Below are 15,975 nucleotides of genomic sequence, written 5' to 3'. Positions count from 1 at the left end.
GGTGGCTCCGCCCAATCACTTTACGCAACGTCAAGCCGACAATCTGCTTGGACGATTAATCGCCACCCTCTGACGCGGGCGTGATGTGCTTACATTAGATAAATCGAGGCGAAACAACCTCAAACATTTAAGGCGGAGCCAGTAACGAATCTATCACAATGACAGACGATATAAAGAGATTTACTTAAAATTTCTTCACAATCCATCTCTTTTAACGTCTTTAGTTAAAGGGTTCAGCCTGAAGGAAAGATAGGGAACCCTAACATAACATTGAGAGAACTTTTGGCGTAAAAAAACCGGCTTACGCCGGTTCAGATAGTCATGTTGCGCTCGATTCGTCGCACTCCGAAAGCCAGTCGGTGTTACTCTTCTCCGAGAGATCCAGAATGGTCTGGATACCGAGCTTTGTTCGCCGCTTCATGTAATGCTGTCCATATTCCCGCAAAATCCCCTCAAGCGACAGACCGAACATCTTAATGCTGAGCAGATTCTTTTAACCGTTGGCCTCCATATAGGCCAGACAGGCGTGATAGAGGTAACGCCTAGGCTGAAGCGGCCTGATACTGGCGTTCCCCTTATAGAGCGCGTTTGACTCCGGCGTGGTGGACAGGTAGCCGCAGAAATCCACCATCGGATCTGCGTCACGCTTGATGCGCATCGCCTCTTCGGAGTTCTGCTGCGACTGAAGCAGCGACCGGGCCTGCTGCGGCTGGCTGAACTGCCGCATCAGCTGGCGCACAATGACAGCCAGCTCTCCGCTGATTTATCCTTCAGCTGCGGGTTGCGCTCGTCTGCCGGGATGATTTCCGGAAAGTGCAGAATAACCCGGCGGCACGGTACTCCCCCGCTGCGGTCGGTGAAGCGCATCGGGTTGTTGTTCACCGCCGGAATGTGCGTTGAATAGGCGTCGCGGTACTTCGGGTCCACGGAGGCCGCATCGCCGCCGGTGATGGTCTTGATGCCCGTGCCGTCGCCGATCCACTTTTCCTGGTCGGGCAGGATAATCAGCGAGTAGCTAATCACCGCCACGCGTTCGCGCGACGACTCCAGCCTTTCGAAGGTTGCAGAGGTGGTATTGTCCGTTCCGGCCAGCATGGTGGCGATTTCCGCCATGATGCTTTTACCACTGCCGCCGGATCCGGTGACCTCCAGAAACAGCGTGGCCAGAATGATGTCACGCTTGGCCGGGTCCCATCCGGCGGCGCGGTCGAGCCACTGCCAGAAGTGCGGCGCGTGGTCTGCCAGCGTTCGACCCTGAACGGGCTTTGTGTAGTCCACCTCGCTGACCGTGCGTAGCCAGAAGTCTTTAATGTGCGGGTGTCCAGCACGCCGTTACGAAAGCCAATCAGGCGGCGCGCCGGGTCGGCCTGCTGCGGCAGCATCAGCTTGAGGGTGTCCACCACGCCCGAAATCTTGCCCGCCGAGAACGGCGCTCGCAGGCGCTGGAACAACTTCGCCACGTCGCGCTCAAATTGCTTCCCGGAAATCACCTTCCACGCGCCGGAGCGGTAGCGGGACAGAATTTCCCCGCTGGCGTCCACGGCCAGTGCGCTGCGGTTATGCTCTGCCTTTTCGCTGGCGCTCATGGCCGAAAATTCCGCCTCGCTCATCACGTCAAACGGGCTGGCGGCGGGCTGCGTGGCGGCTTCCGTCAGCTTCCGTCAGCGCCCGCCTGGTGCTCTCCTCTCCGTACTGCATAAAAGCGTCATTCCAGTCGCCGAACACCGGCGGCAGGGTAACGGTGGTGTTACATGCTTCAACTGCCCGACGCGCTTTCGTGTGCCCGCCGCCATTCAGGTCACGGTCTGCGGCAATCAGTAGCAGTAGCGTGGCGTGTTTTTCCCGGACAAGGCCAGCCAGAGAAAGGTGGTTAATGGACGACAGCGCTACCAAGACCTCATCGCCAGTGAGGTTATGCACCGTCAGGCCGGTGGCAGTAGCCCTCCGCCAGCCAAATACGCTTTGCCGGTTTACCACTGCTGAGAACGTGGCAGGCACCTTTCACCTGTCCGCCCCTGAGCGTACGCTTTTCACTGGCGGCGTTAATAAGCTGGACGTTTACCAGCTCCCTTGCTGAACGGACGCGGCGGACTGGATGTCGCGGCAAGGGTGTTACAGACGGCGCTCGCCCGTCACGCAGAGGAAAGCACACCGGAACCGGCAGAATCCTACCGGGATATTATTGCTGGGTCGGGACTGTTCCAGGACGCCACCATGTCTGAAGACTGCCAGCAGGGCTACACAACAGCACAGCATTTTCGTTTCCAGCGCCGCCTTGCAAAGCTGGTTGCCTCTCAGGGAGGCGCATGACATGGCGCTGAAATGCCCGGAGTGTGGCGAGGTGGCCCATACGCGTACCAGCGCCTATGAGTCAGCCACGGTAAAACGGACCTGGTATCAGTGCCAGAATATTGAGTGCTCATGCACCTTCACCGCACTGGAGAGCGTGGAGAAGATAATCATGAAGCCCGGACGGACAAACGACACCGGCGAGCTACCTGAACCACCGGAAAGAAAGCCACAGGTTCTGGGGCGCTATGGTTCAGGGAGTCGCCTTTCAAAGCGCCAGCAGATCCCCGTCTGAAAATTCAAAACTCACACTCCCCCCCGGCCACCGCGCCGGGATTTTTATGCCCTTTCTCTGGCTGGCCAGCCTTTAACTGGCAGTGCATGACTATGCCGCATGAAAACGCATGAATTTATGCGACTGTTATTTCCCGCTTCAGCCCAGTAGCAGTCTGCGATGACACTGTTAATGCAGGCGCATGAAAACCACTCCCTAAAGCGGGCAGGCGTGGCGGGGGTACGAGAGCGCGCAAGAGGTTTTGCTAATGTCCAAACTCCTAAAATTCAAGTTAGTGCTTTATGCATTCGAAAAGAAATATAAAGTTAAAATTAAAGTGCATCTATTAAACTTGACACATCACGCAAGCTTTGAGAATGCTCTAAAGCCCGGGTGAAATCCCATCCATCCCAAATGAAATTAGTTAACAGAGAGTTATATGAAATACCCACCTTTGCAGCAGCACCTGCTTTTGGAGGAATTCCTTTTTTTATAAGCGGATTTTTCGAAGCCTTTGCAAGATTTATTATCTTCTCCTTCGGGTCCGGCAATACATCAGGGTCTCGTTCTATTTTATCCCTAGATATATTAAAATATGCACTTAACCCAATGCGATCTGCTAAAACCCAACTCTCAACCTCTCTGACAGATATTAAAATATGTAAAGAGCCATTTTTATTTGCCACTTTTCCCTCCAAGGAACTCTTATACGCATTGGGATTAGGCTTTAAATCCAAATCGAAAAACACAAGTACATTATGAGTTTTAGCTAACTCATTAAAGTTGGAAAGCTTGTTTGTCAGAAAGCCACAGCCTTTCCTCCCCAACTTGTGTACAATTTCAAATCGTCCTTTAAATGAGAGGATTTTAGTAATTACCTCCTCCGTTAAAACATCCTCAGTAGCAATTGAAATCTTCATATTTAAATCTCAGTTATTCTTTTTATATTGCTAGGTGAAGTCAATGGAAGCATTATTTCAGCTGGAGAGAAGCCCGCTCTCATTGCATCTAATTCATCCTCTGTAGGCGACCTTGCTGTAGTGCCATTTTCCGAAGCCAAAAACAATATTATGTCATTGCCATCTATATTATTACTTAACAACGGGGTGCTATGCGTAGTTATTATTATCTGTTTCTGATTACGCGCCCCCCTCAGAGTATTTTCAATCACCTCTGGAATATATCTGACAATTTCACTATTTAAAGAAAGTTCTGGTTCTTCTAATAAGAGTAGTTGTCTTTTTTCTAATAAAGACCACATCAAACCAATTAAACGTAAAGTACCATCCGAAAATTGGTCTTCTTTTTGCCAACCTGCATTTGGTCGCCAGTGCTCGTAACGGGCTTCTAAGTGAGGCTGGCCAGATTCATCACGTTCAAAACGCAGCTCTTTAAACTGTGGAACAGCTATTGAGAGTCCCGCCTGTATTTTTTTTAACCAAGCCTCACGCGTGCGATTTTGTGTGTTTGCTAAACGGTCTAAAAAGCCCTGACCAAAGGGATCATCCTCAATTTTATTTATTCCTATCTCTTTTGCAAACTTTAATAACTGAGGAACAATATGTAAATAAGTTATTGAGGAAAAGAAAATTGCTATAGGCCGAAATATTTGGTTTGCTAAAATTTGCTCCAAATAAGTTTGCGTCAGCTGAATTGAATCCGCCTGATCTCTATCATTGGGTCTCGCTAAAACTTCAATCCCATTTTTAATGGCTCTTTCCCTAACAACATTAATCAGTTGTTTTCCTCGGCCAGATGCTTTAAATACTAGTTCATAAATCCATTCATCAGCATCATCTGACAAATTTAAAGTAATTGAAACCTCAGTATCATTTCGCGCTTGCAAACAACGAAGCTTAGTTATTCCACCACGATCATTTACAGCCTTTTGAAGGCCCCCACCATCCTTACATAAGTCACTCATAAATCTGAAAACATCAAGGAAATTTGACTTACCAACAGCATTCGGGCCTATAACATAAGCTCTGTCACCTAAAGGAACATCTATGTTTCTAAAATTCTTCCAGTTTTTAGCTTAACTTGCGTAATATTCATAGGGTATTTTATTCCTAAACCATTTTATTTAAGTTAAAAAATGTTAAATTAAAACCGTCACACTAGGTACAATAAAGCGTTTTTATTAGTCAATATTTGCATATACTTTAGCAAGATCATATGGGCTGATAAAAAATTTTCTGTTGGAATCAAGGAAATCAGCCCACCATTGCACCATCAATCTACGTTCATCCAGATGCTCAGAAGTATGAATGTAAGCAGCACGGACGTTGTTACGCTCGGAGTGGCTCAACTGCCGCTCTATCGCATCATCACTCCATAACCCCGACTCACCCAGCGCACCTCGTGCCATTGTCCTGAAGCCATGCCCGCAAACTTCGGTCTTCGTGTCATATCCCATAGCACGCAGGGCATTGTTAACCGTGTTTTCACTCATGACTTTTTTAGGATCGTGATCGCCAGGAAAGAGTCTCTCGTTATCACCGCTTAATTGCTTCAACTTTTCCAGCAGGGCTAAAACCTGACGGCTTAGCGGTACAAGATGCTCCTCTTTCATCTTCATGCCACGATGGGAGTAACGAACTCCTTCTATCTCTTTACGTTGTGCAGGAACCCGCCACAAGGCTCTTTCAAAATCGAACTCATCCCATCGAGCAAAGCGCAACTCACTGGAACGGACAAAGGTCAGCAATGAAAGCTCGACAGCTATACGTGTCATGATACGCCCACGGTATGCAGCAAGGCGCTCAAGAAACTCAGGAAAACGGTTGAAAGGTAATGCGGGGTAATGACGAGCCTTAACCGTAGAAAGTGCCCCAGCCATATCAACAGCGGGATTAGATTCAATGTAATCGTTTTGCACGGCATAGCGCATTATCGCAGTTACACGCTGCTGAAGACGCTGAGCGACATCATGCCTGCCACTGGCATCAACGGCCTTAATAGGTGCTAAGAGCTGGCTGGTTTTCAGTTTACGAATATCTGCCAAACCGATATGAGGGAAAATATACAGTTCAAGATAGCGCAGGATCCGTGAACGATGGTCATCACCCCAGCGCTTGTTACTGGCATGCCATTCACGGGCGATTGTTTCAAAATTATAAGCCCCGGCGTTCTCAGCCTGGGCTTCTTTCTGCTCAGCTTTGGGGTCAATCCCCTGCCCTAATATCTTTTTAGCTTCGTCACGCTTAGCACGTGCCTCGGCAAGCGTCACTGTCGGCCAAACGCCGAAGGCAAGTCGGTCTTCTTTTTTGTCAGCTGGACGCCGGTACTTCATGCGCCAGTACTTTGATCCTTTAGTCGTGACCTCAAGATACAAACCGCCGCCATCGGCCATTTTATAGTTTTTTCTTTGGGCTTTGCAGTGTCGACCTGACGGGCATTCAGCTTCATTTTGGGGGCACATTTCTTATCGAAGTGGAAATGCCCCCAATTATGCCCCCAGCGGGGTCTGGATTGCAACGGATGCGCTCGGACGACGCAGGATGATAAAATCAGGCCTAACGTTGATTTTAAAGGTTTTTTTGGACTTCCCCGGACGGGGATGGAATGGATACTGGTGCCGAAGGCCGGAATCGAACCGGCACGCCTTGCGGCGGTTGATTTTGAATCAACTGCGTCTACCGATTTCGCCACTTCGGCACTGAAGGGTATGCGGAAAACGAGGTGGATTATACCGTTACGGCTACCCTGCGCAACCTAAATCCTTCAGGCTGTTCGTTGAGTGGTGAAAAATAGAGCGCTTTAGCCCAGGGTCTTTGCCCCGACCTTCTTACCTTATTGAGATTACTCTTAAACCCTTACCCCTCGGGCTGGGTTGCATGCGCACGCGGGAACCTGGCGGCTATTGTGCTGTCCCAATGGAATGAAAATGGGTGGCTGTGCTGGCGGTTAGCGAAAGCGCATCTGGCAGCGGCACCGGATAACAAATACAAGGGTATAGCATGAAAGCAACGTCTAAAATGGTACTGGCAATGGCACTCTCTTCCACCCTGCTGGCGGGTGCAGCCTCGGCGGCAAGCTGGCAGGACCAGCTGAGCAGCGCGGCCAGTTCGCTCAGCCAGAATTCTGAATCTGGCACGTCTGGCTCCACTTCGCAGACCGGCACCTCCATGGGCGCGCTGACGGGTCTGCTGAACGGCGGGAATCAGTCGCTGAGCGCCAACAGCATGACCAATGCCGCTGGCGTGTTGCAGTACTGCGTGAAGAATAACGTGGTGGATAACAACGTCAGCTCGGTGAAAGACCAGCTGATGAGCAAGCTTGGCCTGACGGACACCACTAAGCAGCAGGAGACCACCGATTATAAGCAGGGCCTGATGGGTCTGCTGAATACCGGCAACAATCAGCAGGTAAATCTGAGCAGCCTGGGGAATACCGCGCTGGGCAAGAAGGTGAAAACCAAAGCCTGCGATCTGGTGCTGAAGCAGGGCAAGCAGTTTATCTCCTAGTCTCTTCGGAGCTGTCCCTCCGTTCTCTTTCCCCGGAGCCACAACCGGTGGCTCCTGTTATCTCTGCAGAAAATCCTTCCGTGCTCCTCTCGCACCTGTGCCCCGCCGGGTTCTCACACGCTGAACGTGACCGAAAAGGACAATACCTTGCCAGGCTGTTAACCTGTGGGTTGCTTATGCCCGTGATACCAACAAGGAGCCTCCGACGTGAAGGATAAAGAAGCTGAGTTACTTAAGGCCAAACGTCTGCCCCTGATGCTGCTGTGCGGCGCGGCAGTGCTTTTTATTGCTACCGTGCTTTATCCCCTGTGGTTCCCGGCCAGCCGCTGGGTGGGGGCGCTGAAGTCCGTCGCAGAGGCGTCGATGGTGGGCGCGCTGGCAGACTGGTTTGCGGTCAGCGCGCTGTTTCGCAGGGTGCCTGTCCCGCTGGTAGGTCGCCATACCGCCATTATCCCGCGCAATAAGGAGCGTATCGCCGATAATCTGGCGCTGTTCGTGCAGGATAAGTTCCTTAATACCGATGCCCTGCTGACGCTGATTCGTCGCCACGATCCGGCGCAGATGATGGCCAGCTGGCTGCGTACCCCGGAGAATGCTGAACGGCTGGGTGGGTATCTGCTGAAGATGATCCGAGGCTTCCTCGACCTGGCGGATGACCAGCGTATCCAGGCGTTTATGCGTCGTGCCATTCACAAGGCGATCGATAAGGTCGATCTGTCGCAGTCGGCGGCGATGGTGCTGGAGAGCCTGACCAAAAACAACCGCCACCAGGCGCTGCTGGACGATGCCATTAGCCAGCTGCTGCAGCTGGTGAATAAGCCCGCCACCCATGACTTTATCGCCGCACAGGTGATGCGCTGGCTTAAGCGCGAACATCCGCTTAAGGAGAAGATGCTGCCCACCGAGTGGGTGGGCGAAAAGAGTGCCGAGATGGCCGCCAACGCGGTGAGGTCCATCCTTAACGACATCGAGCAGGATGGCACTCATGAGATCCGCCAGGGCTTCAACCGCGCCGTGGAGCGGCTGATTAGCCGCCTGAAAAGCGACCCGGAAATGCAGCTTAAGGCGGAAGAGATTAAGGATTACCTCAAACAGGATGAAGCGCTGAATACCTATATCAGCCAGCTGTGGGGCGATCTGCGCGGCTGGCTGAAGGCCGATCTGGATAAGTCAGATTCGGTGCTGCATGCAAAGGTGAGCGCGGCCGGACAGTGGCTGGGCGAAACGCTGGTGCAGGATACGCATCTGCGCGCCTCGCTGAATCAGCATCTGGAGGAGGCCGCCATGGGCGTCGCACCAGAGTTCTCGGCGTTCCTCAGCCGCCATATCAGCGATACGGTGAAAAGCTGGGACGCGAAGGATATGTCGCATCAGGTTGAGCTGAATATCGGTAAAGACCTTCAGCGCATCCGCATTAATGGCACGGTAGTGGGCGGCGTCATTGGCCTGATCCTGTGGCTGCTGTCGATGGTGCCGGCGGCGATTGAAACGCTGCGTTCGGGGTACTGATTACCGCGGCCAGCTCAGGAATTAACAGATAAAAAAAGGGGCGAAAATCTAAGATTTCCGCCCCTTTTCTCTCATCTGCCGCCCCGCTATAAACGGAGCGCAGTCTGCACTTTTGCTACCTGCCCGCCCTCCGCAACACCTATCGGCGCTTAAGCAGCATCGTCATACTTATTGCGAGGAAAACGGCGCTCGGCAGCAGCGCTCCCAGAACCGGTGGGATATTGTAGACCAGGCTCAGCGGGCCAAATATCTGGTCCAGCACGTAGAACAGGAAGCCGAAGCTGATGCCGGTTACCACCCGCATCCCCATGGATACGCTACGCAGCGGGCCGAAAATAAACGACAGCGCCATCAGCATCATCACCGCCACCGACAGCGGCTGGAAGATTTTGCTCCACATATTCAGCTGGTAGCGTCCGGCAACCTGGCCGCTCTGCTTAAGGTACTTCGAGTAGTTATACAGCCCGCTGATCGACAGCGCATCCGGGTCCAGCGCCACCACGCCCAGCTTGTCCGGCGTCAGGGAGGTTTTCCACTGGCCGCTCAGCGTCTGGCTGCCGGTTACCTGTTTTGGGTCGGTCAGATCGGACTGTTCCACTTCCGACAGGTCCCACAGCTTTTCACTGGCGTTGTATTTCGCCGAGGCCGCATAGCGTACCGATTGCAGGCGGCGATCTTTATCAAAGTTATAGATGCTGATGCCCCCCAGCTCGCTGTTGTCCTTCAGCCGCTCAATAAAGATAAAGCTATGCCCGTCCTTCGCCCACAGGCCGTTCTGCGTGGAGAGCAGCGAGCCGCCAATCATCTGCTGCGCACGGTAGTTACGCGCCATCTGCTCGCCCTGCGGCGCAACGAACTCACCAACCGCCATGGTCAGCAGCACCAGCGGAATGGCGGTTTTCATCACCGAAGCGGCAATCTGCATGCGGGTAAAGCCGGACGCCTGCATCACCACCAGCTCGCTGCGCTGGGCCAGCGTACCCAGCCCGAGCAGCGCGCCAAGCAGTGCCGCCATGGGGAAGAAGATCTCAATGTCCTTCGGCACGCTGAGCAGGGTGTAAAGCCCGGCACCGACGGCGGTGTAGTCACCCTGGCCGGTTTTACGCAGCTGATCGACAAACTTGATGATGCCGGAGAGCGACACCAGCATAAACAGCGTCGCCATGATGGTGTTGAAAATCGTTTTACCGATATATCTGTCGAGTACGCCAAACATCAGACGGAGCCTCCCTTGCTGAAGCGCGCGCGAATACGTCGCATCGGCACCGTATCCCACAGGTTAAGCAGCACCGCCAGCGCCAGATACCCAAAATTGACTACCCACATCCACAGCGCCGGTTCCAGCCGCCCTTTCGCGCCGCTGGAGCGGAACGAGCTTTGCAGCAGGAAGAAAATCAGGTAGAGCAGCATCGCGGGCAGCATGGAGAGCACCCGGCCCTGACGTGGGTTAACCACGCTAAGCGGCACCACCATCAGCGCCATTACCAGCACGGAGAAGACCAGCGTCAGTCGCCAGTGTAGCTCGCTGATAAAGTCCGGCTTGGTGGAGTGCCGCAGGGCGCTGAACGACATCTGCTCGGCGTCGTTCGGGTCAAGCAGCACTTCCTGATGCCCGATAATCGCCTGATAGTTTTTGAAATCGGTAATGCGGAAGTCACGCAGCATCGCCGTGCCCTCGAAGCGCGTACCGTTATCCAGGGTCACCACCTGCGATCCGTCATGCCGCTGCGACATATGGCCTTTATCCGCCACCACCACAGAGGGGCGGGCATTGTCTTTTGGCCGCAGCTGCGCGAGGAAGACGTTGCCGAAGTTGTTACCCTTCACGTTTTCGATAAAGAGTACCGCCTGTCCGTCGCCCGACTGCTGGAACTGACCGGCTGCCAGCGCTGCCGCACCGGGGTTAGCCTTGGCATTTTTGGTCACTTCGTTCTGATCGCGCGCAGACCAGGGTCCAAGCCAGGCGACGTTGGCGGCGGCTACGGCGGCGGTGATCAGCATCAGCACCATCGCGGCTTTCACCAGCACCGCCTTGCTCAATCCGCAGGCGTGCATAACGGTGATTTCACTTTCGGTGTAAAGCCGCCCGAAGGTCATTAAAATGGCTAAAAACAGGCTTAGCGGCAGAATTAGCTGAGCCATTTCCGAAATACCAAGCCCCAGTAAGGTCAGGACTAAATTTGTGGGAACTTCGCCGTCCGCCGCTGCGCCTAAAATCCTGACTAACTTCTGACAAAAGAAGATTAGCAGCAGGATAAAAAGAATAGCCAGCTGGCTCTTGAGCGTTTCCCGGACCAGATATCTAATGATGATCACGCTGAGTACGCCTGTGAAAACTTGTCTTTTTGCAGGAAAATCGCTAGTTTCATCGCTTATACGCCATTTATTCTCATTGATGGCCATGGTCATAGCTAAAATAGTATGACAATAATCGTGTTCTGGTGGTGCTAAAACCATTCTACCCAGTGACGGGTGATCACCAAAACTAAAAGTTGCCCGTTAGCCTAACGGCGCGGCGCCACGGCGTTACGCGTGACGAAAGCGCACCATTCTAGCCGCAGCAGGCGCCGTTGTCTTTAAGATTCAGGAGAGTGCATGGAGTTCAGTGTAAAAAGCGGTAGCCCGGAAAAACAGCGCAGTGCCTGTATTGTGGTCGGCGTGTTTGAGCCTCGCAGGCTGTCACCGATTGCTGAACAGCTGGATAAAATCAGCGATGGCTACATCAGCGCCCTGCTGCGCCGCGGTGAGCTGGAAGGGAAGGTCGGGCAGACGTTGCTGCTTCATCACGTGCCGAATATCCTGTCTGAACGTATTTTGCTGATTGGCTGTGGCAAAGAGCGTGAGCTTGATGAGCGGCAGTACAAGCAGGTGATTCAGAAAACCATCAACACGCTTAACGACACCGGATCGATGGAAGCCGTCTGCTTCCTGACCGAGCTGCACGTTAAGGGTCGCAACACCTACTGGAAAGTGCGTCAGGCGGTTGAAACCTCCAAAGAGACGCTTTACAGCTTCGATCAGCTGAAAAGTAATAAGGTCGAGCCGCGCCGTCCGCTGCGCAAAATGGTGTTTAACGTCCCAACCCGTCGCGAACTGACCTGCGGCGAGCGGGCGATTCAGCACGGCCTGGCCGTGGCGGCGGGCGTCAAAGCCGCCAAAGACCTCGGCAATATGCCACCGAACATTTGTAATGCTGCCTATCTGGCATCCCAGGCGCGCCAGCTGGCCGATGCCTGGAGCAATATCACCACGCGGGTGATCGGCGAGCAGCAGATGAAAGAGCTGGGCATGAATGCCTACCTCGCCGTCGGTCAGGGTTCGCAGAATGAATCGCTGATGTCGGTGATTGAATACAAGGGCAGCCCGGATGCGGACAGCAAGCCTGTTGTGCTGGTCGGTAAAGGCGTGACCTTTGACTCCGGCGGCCTGTCGATCAAGCCTGCGGAAGCCATGGACGAGATGAAGTACGACATGTGCGGCGCCGCGTCGGTCTATGGCGTAATGCGTATGGTGGCCGAGCTTAATCTGCCGCTGAACGTGGTGGGCGTGCTGGCCGGCTGTGAGAACATGCCGGGTGGCCGCGCCTATCGTCCGGGCGACGTGCTGACCACCATGTCCGGTCAGACCGTCGAAGTGCTGAATACCGATGCGGAAGGCCGTCTGGTGCTGTGCGATGCCCTGACCTACGTTGAGCGTTTTGACCCCGACGTGGTGATTGACGTCGCGACCCTGACCGGCGCCTGCGTGATCGCGCTGGGCCACCATATCAGCGGGCTGCTCTCTAACCATAATCCGCTGGCGCACGAGCTGATTGGCGCGTCAGAACAGGCTGGCGACCGCGCGTGGCGTCTGCCGATGTCGGATGAGTATCAGGATCAGCTGGACTCCAACTTCGCCGATATGGCCAATATCGGCGGTCGTCCCGGCGGGGCTATCACTGCCGCCTGCTTCCTGGCGCGCTTTACCCGCAAATATAACTGGGCGCACCTGGACATCGCCGGTACCGCATGGCGCTCCGGGAAAGCGAAAGGCGCCACCGGCCGTCCGGTTGCCCTGCTGTCGCAGTTCCTGCTGAACCGCGCCGGCCTTAACGGCGACGATTGACGGTAATGAAAAACGCCACCTTCTACCTGCTGGAAACCGATACGCCGGTTGACGGACTCAGCGCCCTTGAGGCGCTGGTCTGCGACCTGGCGGGACGTCACTGGCGTGAGGGGAAGCGCGTACTGGTGGCCTGTGAAGATGAAGCCCAGGCTGTCAGGCTGGACGAGGCGCTGTGGAAGCGTCCGGCCAGCGCCTTTGTCCCGCATAATCTGGCGGGAGAAGGGCCAAAATACGGCGCCCCGGTCGAACTGGCCTGGCCGCAGCGTCGCGGTAATGCGCCGCGCGATCTGCTGATCAGCCTGCTGCCGCAGTTTGCAGATTTTGCTACTGCTTTCCATGAAGTGATAGACTTCGTGCCTTATGAAGAAAATTTGAAACAGCTGGCGCGCGATCGTTATAAAACGTATCGCAGCGTTGGATTCCACTTGAATACGGCCACGCCGCCCGGGCCGCCAACGATATAGCAGACATGGAAAAGACATATAACCCGCAAGAGATCGAACAGCCGCTTTACGAGCACTGGGAAAAGCAGGGCTACTTTAAACCGAATGGCGATACCAGCCAGGAAAGCTTCTGCATCATGATCCCGCCGCCAAACGTCACCGGCAGCTTGCATATGGGTCACGCATTCCAGCAAACCATTATGGATACCCTGATCCGCTACCAGCGTATGCAGGGTAAAAATACCCTGTGGCAGGCCGGGACCGACCATGCCGGTATCGCGACCCAGATGGTGGTGGAGCGTAAAATCGCGGCTGAAGAGGGTAAAACGCGTAAGGATTACGGACGCGACGCCTTTATCGACAAAATCTGGCAGTGGAAGGCGGAATCCGGCGGCACCATTACCCGTCAGATGCGCCGTCTGGGCAACTCCGTGGACTGGGAGCGCGAGCGCTTCACCATGGACGAAGGTCTGTCCAACGCGGTGAGGGAAGTCTTTGTGCGCCTGTACAAAGAGAACCTGATCTATCGCGGCAAGCGCCTGGTGAACTGGGATCCTAAGCTGCGCACGGCGATTTCCGACCTGGAAGTGGAGAACCGCGAGTCAAAAGGCTCGATGTGGCATATCCGCTATCCGCTGGCCGACGGCGTTAAAACCGCCGATGGCAAAGATTATCTGGTGGTGGCGACGACCCGCCCCGAAACCGTGCTGGGCGATACCGGCGTCGCGGTTAACCCCGAGGATCCGCGCTACAAGGATCTGATCGGCAAGTTTGTTGAGCTGCCGCTGGTTAACCGCCGTATTCCCATCGTCGGTGACGAACATGCGGATATGGAGAAAGGCACCGGCTGCGTGAAAATCACCCCGGCGCACGACTTCAACGACTACGAAGTGGGCCGCCGTCACAAGCTGCCGATGATCAATATCCTGACCTTTGACGGTGATATCCGTGAATCTGCGCAGGTTTATGACACCAACGGGGAAGAGTCCACCCAGTGCGACCCGACAATCCCGGCTGAATTCCAGAAGCTTGAGCGCTTTGCCGCGCGTAAGGCCGTGGTTGCCGCCATTGATGCGCTGGGCCTGCTGGACGAGATCAAGCCGCACGACCTGACCGTGCCTTATGGCGATCGCGGCGGCGTGGTGATTGAGCCGATGCTGACCGATCAGTGGTACGTACGTACCGCGCCGCTGGCAAAAGTGGCGGTGGAAGCCGTTGAGCAGGGCGATATCAGGTTTGTGCCTAAGCAGTACGAGAACATGTACTTCTCCTGGATGCGCGATATTCAGGACTGGTGTATTTCCCGCCAGCTGTGGTGGGGCCACCGCATTCCGGCCTGGTACGATGCCGAGGGCAACGTTTACGTTGGCCGCACCGAAGCTGAGGCGCGCGCCGATAATAACCTGGCTGACGATCTGGTGCTGAACCAGGACGAAGACGTGCTGGACACCTGGTTCTCCTCCGGCCTGTGGACCTTCTCAACGCTGGGCTGGCCTGAGAATACCGAAGCGCTGCGTACCTTCCACCCTACCAGCGTGCTGGTGAGCGGCTTCGACATCATCTTCTTCTGGATTGCCCGCATGATCATGCTGACCATGCACTTTATCAAAGATGATGATGGCAAGCCGCAGGTGCCGTTTAACACCGTCTATATGACCGGTCTGATCCGCGATGACGAAGGGCAGAAGATGTCGAAGTCGAAAGGCAACGTCATCGATCCGCTGGATATGGTGGACGGGATATCGCTGCCGGATCTGGTGGCTAAACGCACCGGCAACATGATGCAGCCGCAGCTGGCAGAAAAAATCCGCAAGCGCACCGAGAAGCAGTTCCCAAATGGCATCGAGCCGCACGGCACCGATGCGCTGCGCTTCACCCTGGCGGCACTGGCCTCTACCGGACGCGATATCAACTGGGATATGAAGCGCCTGGAGGGCTACCGCAACTTCTGTAACAAGCTGTGGAACGCCAGCCGCTTTGTGCTGATGAATACAGAAGGCAAAGATTGCGGCTTCAATGGCGGCGAGATGACGCTCTCCCTGGCCGACCGCTGGATCCTTGCCGAATTCAACCAGACGGTGAAAGCTTACCGCGAAGCGCTGGATAGCTACCGCTTCGATATCGCGGCCAACATCCTGTATGAGTTCACCTGGAACCAGTTCTGCGACTGGTATCTGGAGCTGGCTAAGCCGGTAATGACCGGTGGAAATGAACCAGAGCTGCGCGGCACCCGCAATACGCTGGTTACCGTGCTGGAAGCCCTGCTGCGTCTGGCGCATCCGATTATTCCGTTTATTACCGAAACCATCTGGCAGCGCGTGAAGGTGCTGAAGAACATCAGCGATGACACCATCATGCTGCAACCGATGCCGGCCTTTGAGGCCAGCAAGGTTGACGATGTTGCCCTCAGCGATACCGAGTGGCTGAAGCAGGCTATCGTCGCGGTGCGTAATATTCGCGCCGAGATGAACATCGCCCCTTCCCGTCCGCTGGACGTGCTGCTGCGCGCCAGCAGCGCCGAGGTGGTGCGTCGGGTTAACGATAACCACAGCTTCCTGAAATCGCTGGCGCGACTGGCCAGCATCAGCCTGCTGTCTGCCGACGATAAAAGCCCGGTCTCCGTCACCAAGATTATCGACGGTGCCGAGCTGCTGATCCCGATGGCGGATCTGGTGGATAAGGCTGCCGAGCTGGAGCGTCTGGCGAAAGAAGTGACTAAGCTGGAAGTGGAAATCGGTAAGATTGAAAGCAAGCTCTCAAACGAAGGCTTTGTCTCCCGCGCCCCTGCTGCCGTTGTTGCAAAAGAGCGTGAGCGCATAGCTGAGTTTGAGCAGGCGAAGGTCAAACTGATTGAGCAGCAGGCGGTCATTAACGCCCTGTAATCACTGAT

The 15,975-nt window shown here is 54.6% G+C and carries 11 protein-coding genes, 1 tRNA gene and 2 pseudogenes; 7 read left to right on the top strand and 7 right to left on the bottom strand.

Going from position 1 to position 15,975, the window contains the following annotated elements:
• Nucleotides 1-319 precede the first annotated feature (319 nt).
• Nucleotides 320-2,068: pseudogene (locus ACLRGG_RS00630) on the bottom strand (primase-like DNA-binding domain-containing protein); the annotation flags it as partial.
• Between the two features lie 2 nt (nucleotides 2,069-2,070).
• On the opposite strand from ACLRGG_RS00630, the gene ACLRGG_RS00625 reads away from it, so the two are divergent.
• Together ACLRGG_RS00625 and ACLRGG_RS00620 are read left to right on the top strand one after the other, a co-directional pair.
• The gene (locus tag ACLRGG_RS00625) at nucleotides 2,071-2,310 is read left to right on the top strand and encodes a phage polarity suppression protein (RefSeq protein WP_416248029.1); all 240 of its coding nucleotides are present in this window, start codon (nucleotides 2,071-2,073) and stop codon (nucleotides 2,308-2,310) included.
• 1 nt (nucleotide 2,311) lies between these two features.
• A complete protein-coding gene (locus ACLRGG_RS00620) occupies nucleotides 2,312-2,584 on the top strand; it encodes an ogr/Delta-like zinc finger family protein (protein ID WP_416247929.1) in 273 nt (90 codons plus the stop codon).
• A 311-nt stretch (nucleotides 2,585-2,895) separates the two neighbouring features.
• Here ACLRGG_RS00620 and ACLRGG_RS00615 read toward each other — a convergent pair whose 3' ends face one another.
• From ACLRGG_RS00615 to ACLRGG_RS00600, 4 genes and pseudogenes are all read right to left on the bottom strand, one after another.
• A complete protein-coding gene (locus ACLRGG_RS00615) occupies nucleotides 2,896-3,483 on the bottom strand; it encodes a hypothetical protein (protein WP_416247928.1) in 588 nt (195 codons plus the stop codon).
• 2 nt (nucleotides 3,484-3,485) lie between these two features.
• Entirely contained in the window at nucleotides 3,486-4,487 is a 1,002-nt protein-coding gene (locus ACLRGG_RS00610; protein ID WP_416247927.1) for an AAA family ATPase, read from the bottom strand.
• 216 nt (nucleotides 4,488-4,703) lie between these two features.
• A pseudogene (locus tag ACLRGG_RS00605) lies at nucleotides 4,704-5,971 on the bottom strand (tyrosine-type recombinase/integrase).
• Between the two features lie 164 nt (nucleotides 5,972-6,135).
• Nucleotides 6,136-6,220 (bottom strand) — tRNA-Leu (locus ACLRGG_RS00600).
• Nucleotides 6,221-6,522: 302 nt separating this feature from the next.
• Here ACLRGG_RS00600 and ACLRGG_RS00595 point away from each other — a divergent pair.
• A complete protein-coding gene (locus ACLRGG_RS00595) occupies nucleotides 6,523-7,029 on the top strand; it encodes a YjjA family protein (protein WP_416247926.1) in 507 nt (168 codons plus the stop codon).
• Between the two features lie 255 nt (nucleotides 7,030-7,284).
• Nucleotides 7,285-8,538 carry a DUF445 domain-containing protein gene (locus ACLRGG_RS00590; RefSeq protein ID WP_416248025.1) on the top strand — a complete coding sequence of 418 codons (1,254 nt, stop codon included), beginning with the start codon at nucleotides 7,285-7,287 and terminating at the stop codon, nucleotides 8,536-8,538.
• A 139-nt stretch (nucleotides 8,539-8,677) separates the two neighbouring features.
• On the opposite strand, the gene lptG is transcribed toward ACLRGG_RS00590, so the two are convergent.
• Together lptG and lptF are read right to left on the bottom strand one after the other, a co-directional pair.
• Nucleotides 8,678-9,754: an LPS export ABC transporter permease LptG gene (lptG, locus tag ACLRGG_RS00585; protein WP_416247925.1), complete on the bottom strand. Its 1,077-nt coding sequence runs from the start codon at nucleotides 9,752-9,754 to the stop codon at nucleotides 8,678-8,680.
• A complete protein-coding gene (gene lptF, locus ACLRGG_RS00580; RefSeq protein ID WP_416247924.1) occupies nucleotides 9,754-10,854 on the bottom strand; it encodes an LPS export ABC transporter permease LptF in 1,101 nt (366 codons plus the stop codon). The genes lptG and lptF overlap by 1 nt, the downstream gene beginning before the upstream one ends.
• 279 nt (nucleotides 10,855-11,133) lie before the next feature.
• Here lptF and pepA point away from each other — a divergent pair, with 279 nt between their 5' ends.
• From pepA to ACLRGG_RS00565, 3 genes are read left to right on the top strand one after another with little or no spacing between them, the layout of a single operon-like run.
• A complete protein-coding gene (pepA, locus tag ACLRGG_RS00575) occupies nucleotides 11,134-12,642 on the top strand; it encodes a leucyl aminopeptidase (RefSeq protein ID WP_416247923.1) in 1,509 nt (502 codons plus the stop codon).
• 5 nt (nucleotides 12,643-12,647) lie between these two features.
• Nucleotides 12,648-13,106 carry a DNA polymerase III subunit chi gene (locus tag ACLRGG_RS00570; protein WP_416247922.1) on the top strand — a complete coding sequence of 153 codons (459 nt, stop codon included), beginning with the start codon at nucleotides 12,648-12,650 and terminating at the stop codon, nucleotides 13,104-13,106.
• Nucleotides 13,107-13,111: 5 nt separating this feature from the next.
• On the top strand, nucleotides 13,112-15,967 hold the full coding sequence (locus ACLRGG_RS00565) for a valine--tRNA ligase (RefSeq protein ID WP_416247921.1): 2,856 nt from the start codon (nucleotides 13,112-13,114) through the stop codon (nucleotides 15,965-15,967).
• Nucleotides 15,968-15,975: the final 8 nt, after the last annotated feature.

The sequence above is a fragment of the Erwinia sp. PPS120 genome (assembly GCF_047918655.1).
GTDB classification, from domain to species: Bacteria; Pseudomonadota; Gammaproteobacteria; order Enterobacterales; family Enterobacteriaceae; genus Erwinia; species Erwinia tasmaniensis_A.
This window is presented reverse-complemented; position numbering and strand designations above follow the sequence as displayed.